The following is a 17,817-nucleotide window of genomic DNA, read 5'->3' as shown; positions in this document are numbered from 1 at the left end:
GAAGGCAATCTTTTGAGAGAAATCTTATGAGATTGCCTTTTTTATGGCTATTTCTTTAGAATTTCTTAAGATATCTTACCGTTTGATATTTAGATTTAAAGGTTATTATGGATAACATCACAGGGGAGTTTAATAATAGGGAGGTGAAAAACATAGTGATCCATATAATTTATGTCGGAAGGTCCTTGTATATTGATTCATACTATACTAACATATAAGGAAGAAGATATGCGTGGAAGGAGTATGTGAAATAGTATGTATCAGATATTAGTTGTTGAAGATGATAAAGAGATATTAGAGGGAATTAGTATATATCTAAGAAATCAGGGATACAAGGTTTTTGGAGCTTCAAACGGATTTGAAGGATTAGAGGTATTAGAGCGTGAGACTATACATCTAGCAATAGTAGATATTATGATGCCAAAGATGGACGGAATTACGATGACGATGAAGTTAAGGGAGAAGTTTGATTTCCCAGTTATCATGCTATCTGCTAAGTCAGAAGATATGGATAAAGTTACAGGACTTAATATTGGTGCAGATGATTACGTGACGAAACCATTCGTACCAATGGAATTATTAGCGAGGGTGAATTCCCAATTAAGAAGATATGCCAAATATCTTAAAGTAGTGGAAGATGTACCTAAAAGCAATGTGCATACAATTGGAGGTCTTGAATTAGACGAGGATACGGTGGAAGTAAGGGTGGATGGAAATCCTGTAAAGTTAACTCCACTGGAATTTAAAATCTTGCAGTTATTAATAAAAAGCCCAGGGAGAGTTTTTTCACCAGATGAGATTTATGAACGTGTATGGAATGAAAAGGCTATTACAACAGATACCATCATGGTTCATATAAGAAAGATTCGTGAAAAAATTGAGATTAACCCGAGGGAACCAAAATATTTAAAGGTGGTATGGGGAATTGGATATAAAATCGAAAAGCAGTAGGATTATAGGAAGTATTATTTTAACATTTGTAGTAGTTATTATGGCTGGAGTTGTAGTAACTACGTATAATCATTTTTGGGATGTAGTAGACAATACAAATGAAAGTCCTTATGAGGGATATTGGTTTAATGATTATCTGCATAGAAATGCATATTCACTTTATATGACTGTAGCCGAAGAAAGGGTAGGCAAGGATTTAAAACCATCGGATGTCTATCTGAATATTGAAGATGAAGAACTATCGAAAGATAATCAAGAGAGCAAAAATTCTGCGAGTGAAGATGTAAGCGCTGAGGTAGAGCAAACTGCATATGCAGAAGAAAGAACGCAAAATCAAACGGTAGTTATCGATGATTCAGATTATAAGGAAGATAACGATGGTCAGATACATGATGTAGATTTTTATTCCACTGAATACATGATAAGTGATTTTAATAATACGCTTTACGGAATGCAGGATGAAACCGTTGATAGAAACCACAATCTTAAGTATCAAGTTGTAGATAATAAGACAGGAAAAGTAGTTACTTCATATGATTGGACGTTTGATGAGAAAACGAAACATGAGTATGATTTCTACGTAACAATAGTATTTGATAAACAAGGAAAAATTAGTGTAAAAGATGCTTACAATGTGAATGAGACAGATATAGTGCAACGTTTGAGTGATTTTGCTATGCAGTTCGACGATTCGTACTGGAATGCTTCCTATTCAATTAATCCAATCAAAGATACTACATTTTACTATGCAGTACCAAAAGTATTGGAAGCATATGACTCAATCTATTGGCAACAAAATATATCAAATAGACATTCCTTTTATGAGAATTCAGGATTCCCATTTGTAGTACTTGGTGCTACGTTTATCATAATGTTTATAGCTTTAGTACTATCAAGTAAAAAACTATGTAAAGTCGGTACAGGAATAACGTCAAAGATTCCAGTTGAATTATTAGTGGTAGCAGGAGTTCTAGATGGTGCGTTTGTTATTAGTATGTCTGAAATTATATATCTTACACATACTGGTAAACTTGCAGAATATTTAATTAGCATCGGATTTCCTGATAACTTAGTACCATTCCTTCATATTGGAGCCTGGACTACTATCTTTGGTGTAGTAGTAATTATTACATTATCAATTAAGCAACTTTTCGTAAAAGGATTCAGAAGATATTGCAAAGAGAATGTGTTAATTATTAGAATGATCAACTGGTGTCTAAGGAAAGTAAAGAACTTCATTAATAAGATTACAGAGATTAATGTAGATGATACGGCAAACAAATTCCTGTTTAAGATACTAGCTCTTAATTTCATCATTCTTACTATATTCTGTAGTATCTGGTTCTTTGGAATCGCAGGTCTAATAGTATATACGATTGCTATGTTCTTCTTTTTACAGAAGAAATCGCAGAAATTAAAAGATGATTATGACAGTATCATGGAGATCACAGATTCGTTGGCAAAAGGAAATCTGAACGTAACAGAAGAGCGTGATTTAGGTGTATTCGAACCAATGAAGACAAATTTAACAAGGATTCAAGGTGGTTTTAAGAAAGCTGTTGAAGAAGAGTTGAAGAGCCAGAATATGAAAACAGAATTGATTACGAATGTATCACATGATCTAAAGACGCCACTAACAGCAATTATAACTTACGTGGATTTATTAAAGAATGAAGAAATTACGGAAGAAGAGAGAAAATCGTATATTGAGACATTGGATAAGAAATCGCAACGACTAAAACATTTAATTGAAGATTTGTTTGAAGTAAGTAAAGCAAATAGTGGTAACATGGAGGTGAATTTGGCAACGGTTGATGTACTATCTTTAATAAAACAAGCAGAACTTGAACTTTCAGAAAAGTTAGAGGGAGTAGGTATTGAAGTCTGTATTCGTTCCAATGAAGAGAAGATATACCTAGAGTTAGATGGACAAAAGAGCTATCGTATATTTGAAAATCTGTTTGGAAACCTAGTAAAATATGCGATGCCAAATAGGAAAGCGTATGTAGATGTTATAGCAGCTGAATCGGTAACACAAATCGAAGTAAAGAACATGTCAAAAGAAGAATTAGACTTTGACACAAGTGAAATTACAGAACGATTTGTAAGAGGTGATAAATCAAGAAACTCAGAAGGTTCTGGACTAGGGCTAGCAATTGTGAAGAGCTTAGTGGAACTTCAAGGTGGAAGGTTTGAGATTGTCATTGATGGAGATCTATTCAAGGCGATTATAACCTTCGAGAATAAAAAATAGTAGAAAAATCTGTCTTAGTCAATCATGAATTGGTACGGAGCAGGGATAAGGAAAACGCCGATAATACGCATAAACAATCTGTTTTTGCAGGTTATCGGCGTTTTTTTTATACTATTTTTTTTAGGTAGCTCTCGTTTAATAAGTGTACTGTTTCAAATTTTCCGTTATAAAAAACAGCCCAATTATTGAAGATACAAGGTAATTCTTTCGCCTTTTGCAAACTGTCTATTGCAATTAGATTTAATGGAATACGGTTGTTGTCACAATACGTTTTTACCTGTTCAATGCAATTCGGGATAAAAGGGCATTGCATTCCGTAGAAAATAGTCAATTCCTTTTGGTTTATACGCATTTGTCTTACAGTATCATTAAAAGAAGGATTCTCCCCATTGAATGACAAGCTAAGGAGTTCGTATTCATCGCTAAGAGTATCTACTACTTGAAATCCAAACTTGGTCATAAGTTTTTTCTCAGTTAAAAATGGCTTTTTCTTTTTAGAGCTAAGGACGCAAACACCGGATTTCCCTTGTGCCTTAGCGTCATTTATACAGTATTCAAGAAGTGATTTGCCATATCCTTTTCCCTTATATGATCCTGATACCCAAAGACAATAAATATATAAGAAATTCTCTCCACATACAGGTACCCATGCTGTTTCTAAAGGGGCGTATTCTATGAAAACTTTCCCTTTAACGTCAAGTTTTCTAAAAACGTGTCCCTCTACAAGGCGGTCTTTTAACCATTGTTTTTTCGTGGCTACACCACATTGGTGTTTCTTATCGGCAATCGCGCAACATAAATGTTCATGTTCTAAATTATCAAGCGTTAGATTTATAAATTGTTCACTCATTTGTACTCTCCTTTTCAAAGGAATTCACCTTTTATAACTAATTATAGCAAACAAACCTTGACAATATATGTCATGTTTTATAATGTTTTTTAATAAAACTCCTTTGGCTAACTATTAGCGTAGATAAGCGGCTTCTTTTTGTTTTTCTGGTATTTGAATATAAGAAAGTGTAAAATGAATTAAAGTGAAATAGTCTAGTTGAAGAAAGTAGGTGGCTGACATAAAAAGTAGTGAACAAGATTTGAAAAAGAGAGGTTATGTAACGAAAGATCAAATTAGAGAATATGCAGGTGCAAAAGTCAGCATCTTGCTTACTATGTTACATGGAACAAGTCCCTGTGAGAGAACCATAGCAGCATATAACTTATCCGCTTTAGATAATCAAGTAGTAGATGAATTGCTAAAGCAACTTGCAAAGGAGAAGTGTCTTTACACCAAGATTGCGATATGTGAAACTCTTGAGCGAGGTGATCAATCGACGGCAGCCAGAATGATCCTATACCTAGGGACAATCGGTCAAAACCAGTACATAAAATTACCTGATAAGGTATCTGCTAAGAAGTCCTATCCATTACCAAGAGATATTGTTGCCAGATCTCTTGGTAAGATGGATAGTTCTATATTTAAAACATTGCTTAATGTTTTAGAAACACAGGATATCATTAAGATTAGAGAGGTGTTAGATGCTATAGGATTTATGGCATTTTACCATAAGGAATTATCTAGTGAGGTGAATCAGAATATTATATATTCTACAATGCAAAGGTATCATCAGGATGATATTATCGTGTGGAAATGTATCTTATGTTTGTCGGCGTTTCCAAGCGATGAGACGAAGAATATTCTTGAAGAATATGCCAAACAAAAGAATGGGTTAACGTCAGATCCTATATTTGTAAAAGAAGCAAAGAGATCTCTGCAGTTAGTTCAACTGGCATTGCACTAGTTTACTTTCCTCCTAGACAAGAGATACAGGGTAAGTCCTATAATGGCAACGATTAATTCCGTTGTAGGAAACGTGAACCAAACCCCAATCATACCACCTATGGAAGAGAGTAAGAAAGCCATTGGAATAATTACTATAAATCCACGTAGTAGGGAAATTATATGTGCGGGACGTGCATGCTCGGTTGATGTAAAATAAACGGATAGAATAATATTAAACCCAGCAAATACACAAGCAATAAAGTAAATCTTTAAACCTGTAACAGCGATACTTTGTAACAGTGCATTTTGTTCACTATTAAAGATACTAGCGATAAAATCTGCTCCGAAGAATACACTGCTGTAAACGATTCCCGAGACAGCTAACACGGTTACTAAAGAATAGCGTAGAATCTGTTTTATATCCTTTTTGTTTCCAGTACCGTAGTTTTTGCTTAGGATAGGCTGAATACCTTGCGCAACTCCAGTATATATAGAGATTACTACAAGAGATAGATTGGCGATGACACCGTATGCGGCAACACCAGTATTCCCTTGTAATCCCAATATAATCTTGTTGAACACAATAATTACAATACCCGAAGATACCTCTGTAATCAATGATGGCAAGCCAGTTGATACAATATTGCTAATTAATTTCCATGATATGCTGCATCTGATAAGCTGAAACTGGTTTCTCTTTTTAAGGAAATATGGAGAAAGAATAAGCATACTGATTATTGGAGCAAGTCCGGTTGCTAAAACGGCTCCGAAAATCCCCATATTACATGGGAAGATAAAGATATAATCCAGTATAATATTAGATAAACTTCCACCAATCATTGCTAACATGGAAAGCTGTGGTGCTCCATCATTTCTAACGAAGCATAGAAGTACATTATTGAGCATAAACATCGGAGCAAACAACAGGATTACCTGAAGATAAGTCTTACTCATTTGATAAACAATATCATCTGCACCTAACAATCTTGTAATTGCGCCAGAGAGGAATACACCAATTGCGAAGAAGACAAGAGCTAATCCAAGTGTAAACAAAACAGTATTTGTGAATGCTCGATTTGCGTCCCTCGTCTTATCTTGGCTTTTTAGAATAGAGTACTTTGTAGCACCACCCATTCCAAGCATTAAGCCACTACCGTTAATAAAACTGTAGATAGGAATTGCAAGATTTAGCGCAGTTAAACCATTTGCACCAAGTCCTTTTGAGACGAAAAAGGTGTCCGCTAAGATATAACAGGACAAACCAATCATTCCAAGCACATTCAGTGATGTGTATTTCGCAAATTCTTTAAAGCATTTTGCATTATTCATAGAAACCAAACCTCCATACATAAAATAAAAGCGCCAAACTTCATATCTTCACGGGCCTACGATATGAAGTCTGACGCTTTATTCCTCTATCCGGCGATAGAGGATAAGTCAGTGATATATTCAATTATTTTACGATATTCTAGCACAATACGACGTATAATGTCAACAGAATGATTTATTCTTCTTCAGGATATTTCATATTCCAATCGTTTCTTATGGTGGTCATGATATCCATAACATCTATCGTATAATCTAAGTGCATCTCATCGGATTCCTTGGAAATGGTTTTCTCCATGTCTATAATTTCATAAGATAGTGCATCCCTCGTCTTTCCAATCTCAATAATCTCTTGGTGGTTATCTTCTGTATAGGTGATAACAGCCTTTTTAGCTCTTGGGTATTCATAGATTTCGATAAATCCCTTATCAAATGCAACCATTCCTCGTTTAGGTTGTTTCGCATGAAGGCTTAAAGAAACCGTAGCCATCTCTTGTTTGGGATTCATTAATAGGATACCTGCTTGTTCGTCTACACCAGTAGGTGCGAATCTTACTTGAGATACAATTTGATCTGGTTTTTCTGACATAAACCATCTCACAAAAGATAGAGCATATACGCCGATATCTAACAAGGAACCACCAGCTAGATTACGATTAAAAAATCGGTTTGTCATATCGTATTCTTTATAGCTTCCGAAGTTCATCTGGATAAAGCGTAATGGGCCTAAGGAATTACTACTTACAATGTCATAGAGTTTTTTGTAGAGTGGCATATGGTAGATGGTCATTGCTTCCGCTAGTACTACGTTATGTTGTTTTGCTAATTCCACTGCTAGGTTTAGTTCATCTGCATTCAGAGTAATTGATTTTTCACATAATACATGTTTTCCGTTTTTTAATGCTTCAAGCAAATATGTGATGTGGGTATTGTGAGGTGTTGAGATGTAGATGATATCTACTTCGTCATCGTAAAACATCTCATGAATGTCATCGTATACTTTAGTAATACCATATTTATTAGCAAATTCTACGGCCTTCTCATGTGTTCGGTTACCCACAGCATATAGAGTTCGGCCTTGTTTTTGCATTGCCATAGCAAGTTCATTTGCAATTACTCCACAGCCTAATGAAGCCCAACGATATTCTTTCATAATGAAATCCTCCTTTGTTTCTTATATTATTTCTTATGCTGATATAAGTAGAATCACTTGACTACGCATCCCATCTTTCATATTCGTATCCTCCTAAGCTAGATGGTTTTAGTATATCACTTAAGAAGAGAGGAAACAATATTCAGACCATGCCTTAACAGCAAAGAGCACATATAATTTAGTTATAATTGTACTTCTACAGAACAACTTGCTACTTTTTTAGAACGTTCATATAAGGTTTTCGCCATGACTGTACCTGTTATCGTTATGAATACTTCTAAGAATCCTGTAACCATTCCGAAGGAGACAAAAAGAATGGAGGATACGAGACCTATTAGAATGACTAATATAAAGTATATATTGTACTGTTTTTTATCAAGACTACGTAGTTCCCAAGTAATTAGTAAAAAAGCTAGAAGCAAAACGACTGAAGAGGTGAATGCGAACACTACATGTAAGTCTGCTTTTACTGGATATATATCAGGAAGGAACGGAGTTGTAGCTGATAACAATAAGAGCACACAGGAAGCGACTACCAGGATATTATCTAGTTTCTTATAACGTAATTTATGATTAGAAATCACCTTGCTAAGAACCAGATAGATAAAGGCTACAATCATAAAAGCCCATAGCATAAAGGCATCTTTGTGCGCAATATCTGAACTAATAGTGGATAGATTCGAATCAAAAAGGCTATCTTGCCTAGCTAATAAGATTGTGTAAACAGGAATAATAAAGTATGAGAATAAATCGAGCATAGAGCCTCCTTAGCTTAGTAGTTTGTACGTATTATCTGTGTAAGTAAAACCGTAATCTGAACCTCGTTACAATCAAGGTCGATATGAAATAATTCTTTAATTCGCGATAGTCGATGTAAAAGGGTACTACGATTGATATTAAGAATATTGGCAACTAACGTTTGTTGTTTATTTTCTTTAAAGTAAATGAAAAGAGTATTCAGATAGCTAGTCTTATGTATATTATCATATTCAATTATTGTTTGAATATACTTTGGTATAAATCCCTGCTCTTTTTCAAAATCTTTCATGCACTCGTAAAATGTATATAATTTTATGGAGTCATAAGGAACAATTAGTTGCTTGTCATTGTATAGAGCATAATAGCAAGCCTTGCGAGCTTGGGTGTAATACTTCTTTAATGCTAATAGATTCTCTAATTCATCACTTATTCCAATTCTTAAACTATTATCTTCAAGATAACTCAATAATTTTGGAAAAATGGATTGATTCAAATAATTTAAGTCTTGCGAATGTAATAAAACAAGAAAGTGGTTTTCATAGGTTACATGGGAGAAGAAAATCCCAGCTTGTTTGAAGGCAGAAATAAGAAATTTTTCTTGTTTATAGGAAATGTGATAGTTGGAAGAACTGACAACACAAATACTATGTTTCAATGATAAATCCCAATTCAGATAGTTAGCTCGGTGGATTAACTCATCTCTAGTAACAGTACTATTCAATAAGTTAGAAAGTAGAGGATTTGTATAATGCTCTTTTAGAAAAGCTGAGCTTTTTAACCATAAGGTTAGAAACTTAACAAATTCGCTTATTATAAATGGACGCAGAGTCTCTAGCTCACCAGTAGGATCCATAACATGTAAGTAAAAACCTATATCTTTGTTTATTTTGATTTTATAGACCAAAAAGGAAGGATAATGTTTTGGAGAAGCTGAATGATAATACCAATTGGTTGAATTTGTTTTTTCTAGTTCTTGATAGGTTGTGAAATCTTCCTTTGATATTTTACTAATGTAACCGTGTTCTTTCGTACTACTCCATATATCTTCTGGTCTATAAGATTGCTCAATTTGATGAGGTTCTGTACCATTTGTCTCGACGATTTTAAACGTCTGATCAAAAAGGATAAGAGGATGTTTGATTTCCTCATAACCAAGATAGAACAATTCATGTAGGGATTTTTCTTCTAGTACAAATTGTTGCAATGTACTACACCAATGTTGAAGATACAAAAGCCTTTGATTCAATAATAGAAGTATTTCACTAATCGAGAGTGTAGAAGAGAAACTAGGTTTTTTCGTGGTGGTAGATAACGGATTGCTCAAAATATACTGCCCCATACATTTACTTAAGATAAGTTCATACGGGTTGTTTGTTGTACTTGTGTTTGCGGTTATATATTGTATATCTAGTAATTCATCCACAGGAATATCCAAGTTAAATAACTTATCAGATACTAAGAGATCACTATACGTTACTTTCATAAATAGCCACCTTTCTATAGATTGATTATACCACATTTTGTCGTATATACGAGTATAAAATCAAACTCTTTGATGGTTTTTTTTAAAAACTACTTATGTTAAATTAATAACATACTTAATAAAAAGGGAATGCGAAAGGAGAAACAGATATGGGCAAAATAATAATGACAGGTGTGGATGGTAACTTTGGTGGTTATGCAGCAAGAAGAATATTAGAATTAGTACCTGCAGATAAGTTGATATTCACAAGTCCAAACAAGGAAAAATTAAAGGCTTATGAGAATACAGGTGTAGAGCTTCGATATGCAGATTTTAGTGATCTAGAACAGTTAAAAGAAGCATTTCAAGGAGGGGATACATTATTATTAATATCTATGCCATTCGTCGGAGAGAGAAGAAAAACTGCACATAAGAACGCAGTTGATGCGGCGGTGGCTTGTGGTGTTAAACGACTAATCTATACTTCTATCGTTGGTGCTGGTGTTGAAGAATGTGATACTTATGAGGTAACTGACCACAAATATACAGAAGCATATATAAAAGAACAGGACATCAATTACGTATTTTTAAGAGATTCACAATATGCAGAAGCAATGGTTTCGGCGTTTGAAGAGGCGTACAATAATACAAATGGTGTGTTATCCAATAATATGGGTGAAGGTCATATGGCATTTATATCAAGAGACGATTGTGCAGAAGCGGCTGCTAATGTGGCAGCGGGTGCTGGTGATAACAATGTCATATACTATATTAGTGGACCACAAGCACTTACTATTTCAGAATTTCTTCAAATTGCTAGTGATACAACTGGGAGAAAGGTAGCTTACAATAGTATAACAGACGATGAGATGTATGCATTCTTTGACTCTCTTGGTGTACCGCGTAATACAGAAGGAAAATGGGCAGAAGCTGCTAAGAATTTCCCATTCTGTTCAGACGGTATGGTTACTTTTGGACGAGCAATTCGTCTTGAACAGATGAACAACTGCACAAATGATTTCGAAACATTAACAGGTAGAAAACCAATGTCTGTTAATGAAATATTTGAGAATATTGAAAGCCATAAAATTGGAAATAGAACATCAACTGAATAATTAAAACTGTATAATTAAAAACTGATTCAGGTGTCAAAAGCTAATTTTAAATTTTGTCTCGTCAATTTGCACAAGATGTGTGATATGTTATACCAAACGTAGTTCACTCGCAACGCGCGCTCACTCCGCTGAAGTTCGTAGTGGTACATAAGCCACTAAAATACAGAGTCTAAGTGCCAACGACTTCATACCGTTGCTCATCGAACTACGTTAGGCATAACATTAGTCATGTTTTATATGTGCAAATTGACAAAGGCAAGTTTTACGAGAGGCTTTTGAAACCCGAATACCTTAATATTTATTTACAATGGTTTAGTATCATTTCATGATGTGTCTTGACAAAATTAAAGATATCAGCTGCATTCTTGGAATTAGCCGCATCTTTTTCGTTTGTAAAATATGCAACAAATAATAATTCAATGCATTTCATAACCGTCACGAATGCATTCTTTTCACAGTCTTGCAATGATATATATTCTTCATAACCACGAATTGTTTCGTGTACGATAATAAGCCAGTTCTGTTCAGAAAGCTTATTGAATTCCTTATCGGCTAAAAGCCCTAATAAAAAGTATGCGACATCAAAGATTCTAATGTTTCTCTGACTCAAGTCAAAGTCAATATATCCAGAAAATATTCCTTGGTCAAATAAGAAATTCCCAAAGTGTACATCGCGGTGTATTAATTGTTTTGGTAATTCATCGTATAACTGGCTTAGAGTATGAACCGTATCGTCAAAGTCTTCCTTAGATATGTAATTCCAACCATTACTTAGGAAGGATTCTTGTATCCAACCATTTAACTCATCTAAAAGGCTGTTATTCCAAAATGTAATTCGATTTTCACATCTTTGAAAAGCAAGATGTAATCTACCAAGTACGGTACCCATCTGATAGGAAAGTTCCGCAGGCTTTTGCGATATGTTGACTAGATTCTTACCAGGTAACTTATCCATTAGAATGTAATAGGACTCATGGTACTCCAAATAATCTCTACCATCGGATAAAGGGATAATTCTTGCAACAGGAATACTTGAATCATGTAGTGCGTGTAACATGGTAATATTACGTTTTAGTAATCCTAGATCTTCATAGATTTTAAGAACATATTGGTTAGAGATATCCCAAGCAGTTGAATAAATCTGCGAAATTTCACCCGAGATATTCCAGTTAGTAAGTAATTGGGGGATTTGTTTATTCATAAAATCACACGTCCTTCTTTCTTGTAATATAATTCGACGAATACTAGAAGAAGATAAGTGAAAGATCGAGATTAAGTTGGACGTAGAAACACCTTCAAGATATTTTCGATAAATCAGCTTGTTTCTATGTTTTAATTCCATAACATAATTCGTTTGCTCGCCCCAGCGTCTTTTCGTGTCTTCACGTTTGGGAATATAGACATACGCTCCTTGTACATAGTCTTGAAGAAGATCTAATAATTCTCTAGGTATCAAATCTTGACCATTGATATATCTCATAAGCTATCCTCTCTTGCATTCAAAAATATCGTATCATAGATGCCTAAGTAACGGGTGACTATGTTTGATTCTGCCTTAAATATAAGCGAAAGGCGAGGAGAACTCAAGTATAATTTGGCTTAATAACTGATTCGCGTGTAAAACCCATTCAAAAAACTTGCCTTCGTCAACTTGCACATTCACAAACCGGACTAATGTTTTGCATCACATACTGATATATAAATTGGCGAATTGACGATTCAAAACATAAAAGGGCTTTTGATGCTCAGTTAATAAGTATATAACAGATCATAGAAAGATACGAAAATCAAGATGTTATTTATTGTTAATAAATGGTATAATCATAATGAAAAAAACTATTATGATTTGGGTTATAAGGTAGGATAGAAATAACGAGGGCGAAAGGAATTGCAGGGAATACCGGCGCTCATTCATTCAGGTAAAGGAGAAAGTATATGGATCATATGGGGACGAAAACACTAGAGACAAGCAGACTACGATTACGTCAGTTTAGAGAAGATGATGTGAACGCAATGTATGAAAATTGGTCGAAAGATGAAGAGGTCACAAGATACCTAATGTGGCCTGCACATAAGTCCGCTGAAATTTCTAGAATGTATATCGATTCATTAATTCATGGGTATGAAAAGTTAAATAATTATAATTGGGGAATTGAACTAAAGGAGATAGGGCAAGTAATAGGCGGTATAGGAGCAGTTCGATTAGATGAGAACGTAGAATCTGTGCATATTGGATATTGTCTAGGTAGACAATGGTGGAATAGGGGAATAACTTCGGAGGCTTTCGGTGAGGTGATTCGATTCTTTATGGACGAAGTGAAAGTGAATCGAATTGAATCTAGGTATGATCCAAGGAATATTTACTCTGGTAAGGTTATGGAAAAGTGTGGGTTATTGTATGAAGGAACATTACATCAATCCGATTATAACAATCAGGGGATTTGTGATGCTGCCTGGTATGGATTACTTCGTGAGGATTATTATTTACATATAGGATTGTAGGTTTGATGAACACCAATAACTTGTCATATAATAAATTAATTTGCATATATAAGTATATTCGCAGAAGAATTTAATATATTTATAAAAAGACATTTTATAGATAGTAGTGTGAAAGATGTTTGACACTACTATGGAAAGGGCATGGTTTTTGGTGTGAAGAGAAATTATAAACCTCTTATTGTGCTTGCTATTGTTTATGTTGCGCTGTATTTTGTAGGAGCAGGTGCAGGAAAAGTTGTTAGTACATGGAGCAGTAAACATCAATCCGTTCAAGCTGGAAGTGAGAACTGGGGACTAGGATTCTCAACGGAAGGTCAACCACCGACAGGCAATGCATCTACAGATGAATTGAAGAAATACGATACATATTTTATGGGTAATAATGCAGAGAAAGTAATCTATCTTACATTTGACTGTGGATATGAGAATGGCAACACAGCGCCAATTCTTGATGCTTTAAAGAAACACAATGTTTCAGCAACCTTCTTTGTGGTAGGACATTTTCTTGAGACGGCTCCGGATATAGTGAAACGTATGGTAGCAGAAGGCCACACGGTTGGAAATCATACCTATCATCATAGGGACATGGGAGCAATCTCTGACAAATCGGTATTTGAGAAAGAGATGGTTGATGTAGAGAAATTATATGAAGAAATAACTGGTCAAAAGTTAGCTAAATTCTATCGTCCACCACAAGGAAAATACAGTGTAAGTAATCTGCAGATGGCAAAAGAGATGGGATACAAGACCTTCTTTTGGAGTTTAGCATATGTAGATTGGAATGTGGATGCTCAGCCTACGAAGGAAGAAGCATTTAATAAATTATTAAAGAGAATCCACTCCGGTGCCATTGTGTTATTACATAGCACCTCAAAGACCAATGGAGAGATTTTAGATGAACTATTAACTAAATGGGAAGAGATGGGGTATACATTTAAGGCGTTATCAGAAATTGATTCATAGAATAAAACCGTAATGGGAGGTGGATAGTATTCATGTTCCTTTACGGTTTTCTCTTTCGGTAATTTTTTACTAATTCTTGTTTGCATGACCATAAGATGGTAATATAGGAACTACATAATAATTGAGGGGAAATAAGACAATGAGGGAAGAGATAATTAAAGAAACGAAAGTGTTATTAATGGAGGGAGCTTTGGGGGAACGTCTGAAGCGTGAATATTCTATAGAGTTTGATGAAAGGATTGCTATGGCTAGTCTTGTTTATTCAGATAAGGGTAAGCAGGTGTTGATAGAATTATGGAGTCAATATATAGATATTGCAAGGAAATTTAATTTACCCTTGTTAGTGACAACACCAACAAGGCGTGCCAATAAAGAAAGAGTTGAGTTATCTCAATATGATGACCAAGTAATTGGGGATAATGTTGCAGTATTAAAGGAAGTAAAAGCCAGTTCAGGAATCGAGTTATATATTGGTGGTCTGATGGGATGTAAAGGGGATGCATATACAGGAGAAGGAAGGCTAACTAGAATAGAAGCAAAAGAATTTCACAGCTGGCAAATTGGTAAATTCAAGGAGGCTGGAGTAGACTTTGTGTATGCAGGAATAATGCCAGTAATTGATGAGGCATTAGGAGTATCGGAAGCTGCTTCCGAAATAGATATACCGTATATCATTAGTTTTACAATAGAGCGTGATGGATGTTTGATTGATGGGACATCGATTTATGAAGCTATTAGAACGATTGATGAACAAGTGGAACGAAAGCCAATGTGTTATATGACGAATTGCGTCCATCCATCTATAGTATTAGAGGCATTATCACAGCCCTGCAACGATAAGGAGCTAGTTCGTAATAGATTTCTGGGAATTCAAGCAAATACCTCACCATTATCCTATGCAGAATTAGATGGAGCCAAAGATTTACATACAAGCAATCCTGAGGAGTTCGCTAACGAGATGAGAAAATTGCAGATGAATAAGGGGTTAAAGATCTTTGGCGGTTGTTGTGGAACAGATAACAATTATATGGAGTTAGTAGCTAAGCTTATAACAAGATGAGTAAGATATAATCTTCTAGGGGTTCAGAAATAATAAAAATATAGAAGCAGTATTATAGTAAGACATACTACATAAATATATAGTATGTCTTAGACTTTAGATAAAATAGTTCGAGGATTAAATAATCCCCGAACTATTTTGCTACATTGATTTTTTTACTTCTTTTCGAGCAATGAGACAAAATAGTATTGCAAGGGAAGAGATAACAATAAAAGTAAGAATGGTTATGTGCCAACCATATAATTTACTAACGTATGCTATCCCAAACGAAGAAATGGAACTGCCTATGTAAGAACAAGCATTTAACCCGCCGGAAGCGATTGAAGTTTTACCCATTTTAGAAAATCGTGCTGGTAAATAACTAATGAGCAGTGTATTTACACCATGCATGCACCCAGTAATCATGGACATAAGTAGTATTCCAATAAAAGCATTACTTGAATACAATGGGTAAAGTAAGATACTAGTGAATAAACATATAATGAATAAAATCAAAGATCCAAGAATTTCATCCTTTAACTTTATATATAATATGGAAGTAAGTTTCACACTAACAAGCGCGAATAGCGGTAAAATAATAACAGTTAAGATAGATGAGGCAATTGGAATCTGAAAAACTTCATTTAAGTAAGTTGGCATCCAAAGAGTGATTCCATCTCGCATAATTCCTTGTAACATAACAATTATAGCTACTGGGAGCAAATAGTATATCCAGATCTTTTTTGGTAAGCTAGTTGAAGGGCCTTGGTCTTTCTTTTTTATATCACTTAATTCTATAGAATCCATAAGTTTCATTCGGTTTAGAATAAGTAACCAACAAAAGGTCACGAGAATTGCCATCAATGAACAGATAATGAATAGGATTTTCCAATTATACAAGGTTATACATGCAGATGCTAAAAAGTAAACAACGACTGTACCTAGAAGACTGGAAAAAGCAATCTGAACAATAGCTTTGTTGTATTTATCTGAGGGTAGTGATTCGGCCATTATTCTAACTAGAGGAGGCCATAACATAGATTGAAAAAATCCATTAGCACACCAAACAAGAATAAAAAATCCGCTTACTGTTAAAAATGGTATTACCATATTAGCAGTAGCTGTTAATATCAACCCTAATGCAATTAGTTTAATTGGAGAAATTTTATCTCCTATATAACCACATAAGAGTTGGCCTATTCCATATGCTATAAACCCACCTGTGCTGACCATACCTGCGGTTTCTCTCGTTAATGTGCCACTTGCAATGATTTCACTTATACTAGCATTAAAATTTAACCTAGTTAAATAGCTGGTGAAATATACAATACAGCACATGATTACTAGGAGTTTGATTTCACTTTTGTTACGTAGTTGTCTCATAGCAGACGAGAACCTCCGTGTTCTTTTTTTCATTCGTATCCTTCATAAATATATTGTTTATCTTGGTTATGAAATTATTTATTAACTGGTTGGGGTATCAAAAGCCGCTTTTATATTTTGAATCGTCAATTTGCACAATTTATATATCAGTATGTGATACAAAACACAGTTTGTTCGCAACCCGCTCTTACATGGATGAAGTACGTGGTGGTACATAAAGCTCTAAAGTACAGAACCTAAGTACCAACGACTTCATACAGTTGCTCGCCAAACTATGTTCTGTATCACAGTAGCCAGGTTTGTGAATGTGCAATTTGATGAAGGCAAGTTTTTTGGAGGGTTTTTAACACACGAACCAGTTATTAACTATTTTATTAATCGAATACCATGTTCTTCGTAAATCGTTACAATGTCAGAACTTACTTCTGAATCAGTGATAATGGTATGTCTTGCTGTTAAAGAGCATATTTTAACAAAAGCGGTTTTTTGGAATTTGCTACTATCACAAAGAAAATAAACGTCATCAGCAATAGCTATATAAGCTCTTGATATACCACATAATTCATAACAAGTTGTAGCGGCCCCTTGCTGTAACGAAACAGCTGTAGGAAAGATAAAGCATTTATCTACATGGATATTGGTAATACTATCAAGCGCAAGTTGACCATAAAAGGCACGTTCTTCTTGTAAATATTGGCCCCCAATCATAATTAGTTGCACATTCTGACAATGATACAACTGATCAGCAACATCTGGTGCGTTGGTTACAACGGTAACATTAAAAGATAAAGCTGCAATCATTTTTGCTAATTCAATTGCTGTACTTCCAGATTCAATAGCAATTACATCACCAGCTTCTATAACTTTTACGGCATTAATGCAAAGCTGTTTTTTGTTGGGGATATTTTCTGATAATCTTTCTTGGATTGTTGAAGAACCAGCCATATTTTTTTGTAAAAGAGCACCACCATGAACACGCATTAAATGCCCTTGTTTTTCTAATAAAAGCAGATCTCTACGTATTGTTTCTGATGAAGTATTAAAAAGTTCACATAGTTCTGTTACTGTAACAGACTGTTTTTGTTTTAAAAGTAAAAGTATTTCCTCATGTCTTTGCTTGGCAAACAAACGCA

Annotated in this window: 15 protein-coding genes; 7 read left to right on the top strand and 8 right to left on the bottom strand. The window is 34.7% G+C overall.

The annotated features are described in order from the left end of the window. The first annotated feature begins 255 nt into the window (after positions 1-255). Both BUB90_RS20825 and BUB90_RS20820 read left to right on the top strand, forming a co-directional pair. Positions 256-951, top strand: a complete 696-nt coding sequence (locus tag BUB90_RS20825; protein ID WP_073291112.1) for a response regulator transcription factor — start codon at positions 256-258, stop codon at positions 949-951. Next, the gene (locus BUB90_RS20820) at positions 926-3,205 is read left to right on the top strand and encodes a sensor histidine kinase (protein ID WP_073291110.1); all 2,280 of its coding nucleotides are present in this window, start codon (positions 926-928) and stop codon (positions 3,203-3,205) included. Before BUB90_RS20825 ends, BUB90_RS20820 begins: the two co-directional genes overlap by 26 nt. A 106-nt stretch (positions 3,206-3,311) precedes the next feature. Here the strand turns inward: BUB90_RS20820 and BUB90_RS20815 are convergent, their stop codons facing one another. After that, positions 3,312-4,055, bottom strand: a complete 744-nt coding sequence (locus BUB90_RS20815; RefSeq protein ID WP_073291108.1) for a GNAT family N-acetyltransferase — start codon at positions 4,053-4,055, stop codon at positions 3,312-3,314. Between the two features lie 211 nt (positions 4,056-4,266). Here BUB90_RS20815 and BUB90_RS20810 point away from each other — a divergent pair, with 211 nt between their 5' ends. Then, positions 4,267-5,001, top strand: coding sequence for a hypothetical protein (locus tag BUB90_RS20810; protein ID WP_139241830.1), 735 nt, complete (start codon positions 4,267-4,269; stop codon positions 4,999-5,001). Here BUB90_RS20810 and BUB90_RS20805 read toward each other — a convergent pair. From BUB90_RS20805 to BUB90_RS20790, 4 genes are all read right to left on the bottom strand, one after another. Further along, positions 4,998-6,311 carry an MATE family efflux transporter gene (locus tag BUB90_RS20805; protein ID WP_073291105.1) on the bottom strand — a complete coding sequence of 438 codons (1,314 nt, stop codon included), beginning with the start codon at positions 6,309-6,311 and terminating at the stop codon, positions 4,998-5,000. The two genes, BUB90_RS20810 and BUB90_RS20805, sit on opposite strands and share 4 nt — an antisense overlap. A 175-nt stretch (positions 6,312-6,486) precedes the next feature. After that, positions 6,487-7,461: a Gfo/Idh/MocA family protein gene (locus BUB90_RS20800; RefSeq protein WP_073291103.1), complete on the bottom strand. Its 975-nt coding sequence runs from the start codon at positions 7,459-7,461 to the stop codon at positions 6,487-6,489. Between the two features lie 182 nt (positions 7,462-7,643). Beyond that, on the bottom strand, positions 7,644-8,219 hold the full coding sequence (locus tag BUB90_RS20795; protein WP_073291101.1) for a hypothetical protein: 576 nt from the start codon (positions 8,217-8,219) through the stop codon (positions 7,644-7,646). Positions 8,220-8,233: 14 nt separating this feature from the next. Beyond that, positions 8,234-9,703: a PucR family transcriptional regulator gene (locus BUB90_RS20790; RefSeq protein ID WP_073291099.1), complete on the bottom strand. Its 1,470-nt coding sequence runs from the start codon at positions 9,701-9,703 to the stop codon at positions 8,234-8,236. A 149-nt stretch (positions 9,704-9,852) separates the two neighbouring features. On the opposite strand from BUB90_RS20790, the gene BUB90_RS20785 reads away from it, so the two are divergent. Beyond that, positions 9,853-10,797, top strand: coding sequence for an NmrA family NAD(P)-binding protein (locus tag BUB90_RS20785; protein WP_073291097.1), 945 nt, complete (start codon positions 9,853-9,855; stop codon positions 10,795-10,797). Between the two features lie 298 nt (positions 10,798-11,095). On the opposite strand, the gene BUB90_RS20780 is transcribed toward BUB90_RS20785, so the two are convergent. Next, a complete protein-coding gene (locus BUB90_RS20780; RefSeq protein WP_073291095.1) occupies positions 11,096-12,277 on the bottom strand; it encodes a CD3324 family protein in 1,182 nt (393 codons plus the stop codon). Positions 12,278-12,732: 455 nt separating this feature from the next. Between BUB90_RS20780 and BUB90_RS20775 the strand changes: the two genes are divergently transcribed. The 3 genes from BUB90_RS20775 to BUB90_RS20765 all read left to right on the top strand — a co-directional run bounded on the left by BUB90_RS20775 (position 12,733) and on the right by BUB90_RS20765 (position 15,322). Then, positions 12,733-13,299, top strand: coding sequence for a GNAT family N-acetyltransferase (locus BUB90_RS20775; RefSeq protein WP_073291092.1), 567 nt, complete (start codon positions 12,733-12,735; stop codon positions 13,297-13,299). A 153-nt stretch (positions 13,300-13,452) separates the two neighbouring features. Continuing rightward, positions 13,453-14,262 carry a polysaccharide deacetylase family protein gene (locus tag BUB90_RS20770; RefSeq protein ID WP_242952584.1) on the top strand — a complete coding sequence of 270 codons (810 nt, stop codon included), beginning with the start codon at positions 13,453-13,455 and terminating at the stop codon, positions 14,260-14,262. 139 nt (positions 14,263-14,401) lie between these two features. Next, positions 14,402-15,322 carry a homocysteine S-methyltransferase family protein gene (locus BUB90_RS20765; protein WP_073291087.1) on the top strand — a complete coding sequence of 307 codons (921 nt, stop codon included), beginning with the start codon at positions 14,402-14,404 and terminating at the stop codon, positions 15,320-15,322. A 141-nt stretch (positions 15,323-15,463) separates the two neighbouring features. Here the strand turns inward: BUB90_RS20765 and BUB90_RS20760 are convergent, their stop codons facing one another. Next, positions 15,464-16,684: an MFS transporter gene (locus tag BUB90_RS20760; RefSeq protein WP_073291084.1), complete on the bottom strand. Its 1,221-nt coding sequence runs from the start codon at positions 16,682-16,684 to the stop codon at positions 15,464-15,466. A 366-nt stretch (positions 16,685-17,050) separates the two neighbouring features. Continuing rightward, a complete protein-coding gene (locus tag BUB90_RS20755) occupies positions 17,051-17,812 on the bottom strand; it encodes a DeoR/GlpR family DNA-binding transcription regulator (RefSeq protein WP_073291082.1) in 762 nt (253 codons plus the stop codon). Positions 17,813-17,817 lie beyond the last annotated feature (5 nt).

Origin of the sequence: Anaerosporobacter mobilis DSM 15930, assembly GCF_900142955.1 — a bacterium.
Lineage (GTDB): Bacteria > Bacillota > Clostridia > Lachnospirales > Lachnospiraceae > Anaerosporobacter > Anaerosporobacter mobilis.
The sequence above is the reverse complement of the archived record's forward strand: the minus strand, read 5'-3'. Positions and strand labels throughout refer to the sequence as shown.

What these genes read in the sequence shown, in the direction of transcription:
- BUB90_RS20825 (WP_073291112.1), top strand. Translation starts at nt 256, where the DNA reads ATGTATCAGATATTAGTTGTTGAAGATGATAAAGAGATATTAGAGGGA.
- BUB90_RS20815 (WP_073291108.1), bottom strand. Translation starts at nt 4,055, where the DNA reads ATGAGTGAACAATTTATAAATCTAACGCTTGATAATTTAGAACATGAA.
- BUB90_RS20805 (WP_073291105.1), bottom strand. Translation starts at nt 6,311, where the DNA reads ATGAATAATGCAAAATGCTTTAAAGAATTTGCGAAATACACATCACTG.
- BUB90_RS20800 (WP_073291103.1), bottom strand. Translation starts at nt 7,461, where the DNA reads ATGAAAGAATATCGTTGGGCTTCATTAGGCTGTGGAGTAATTGCAAAT.
- BUB90_RS20795 (WP_073291101.1), bottom strand. Translation starts at nt 8,219, where the DNA reads ATGCTCGATTTATTCTCATACTTTATTATTCCTGTTTACACAATCTTA.
- BUB90_RS20790 (WP_073291099.1), bottom strand. Translation starts at nt 9,703, where the DNA reads ATGAAAGTAACGTATAGTGATCTCTTAGTATCTGATAAGTTATTTAAC.
- BUB90_RS20785 (WP_073291097.1), top strand. Translation starts at nt 9,853, where the DNA reads ATGGGCAAAATAATAATGACAGGTGTGGATGGTAACTTTGGTGGTTAT.
- BUB90_RS20780 (WP_073291095.1), bottom strand. Translation starts at nt 12,277, where the DNA reads ATGAGATATATCAATGGTCAAGATTTGATACCTAGAGAATTATTAGAT.
- BUB90_RS20775 (WP_073291092.1), top strand. Translation starts at nt 12,733, where the DNA reads ATGGATCATATGGGGACGAAAACACTAGAGACAAGCAGACTACGATTA.
- BUB90_RS20765 (WP_073291087.1), top strand. Translation starts at nt 14,402, where the DNA reads ATGAGGGAAGAGATAATTAAAGAAACGAAAGTGTTATTAATGGAGGGA.
- BUB90_RS20760 (WP_073291084.1), bottom strand. Translation starts at nt 16,684, where the DNA reads ATGAGACAACTACGTAACAAAAGTGAAATCAAACTCCTAGTAATCATG.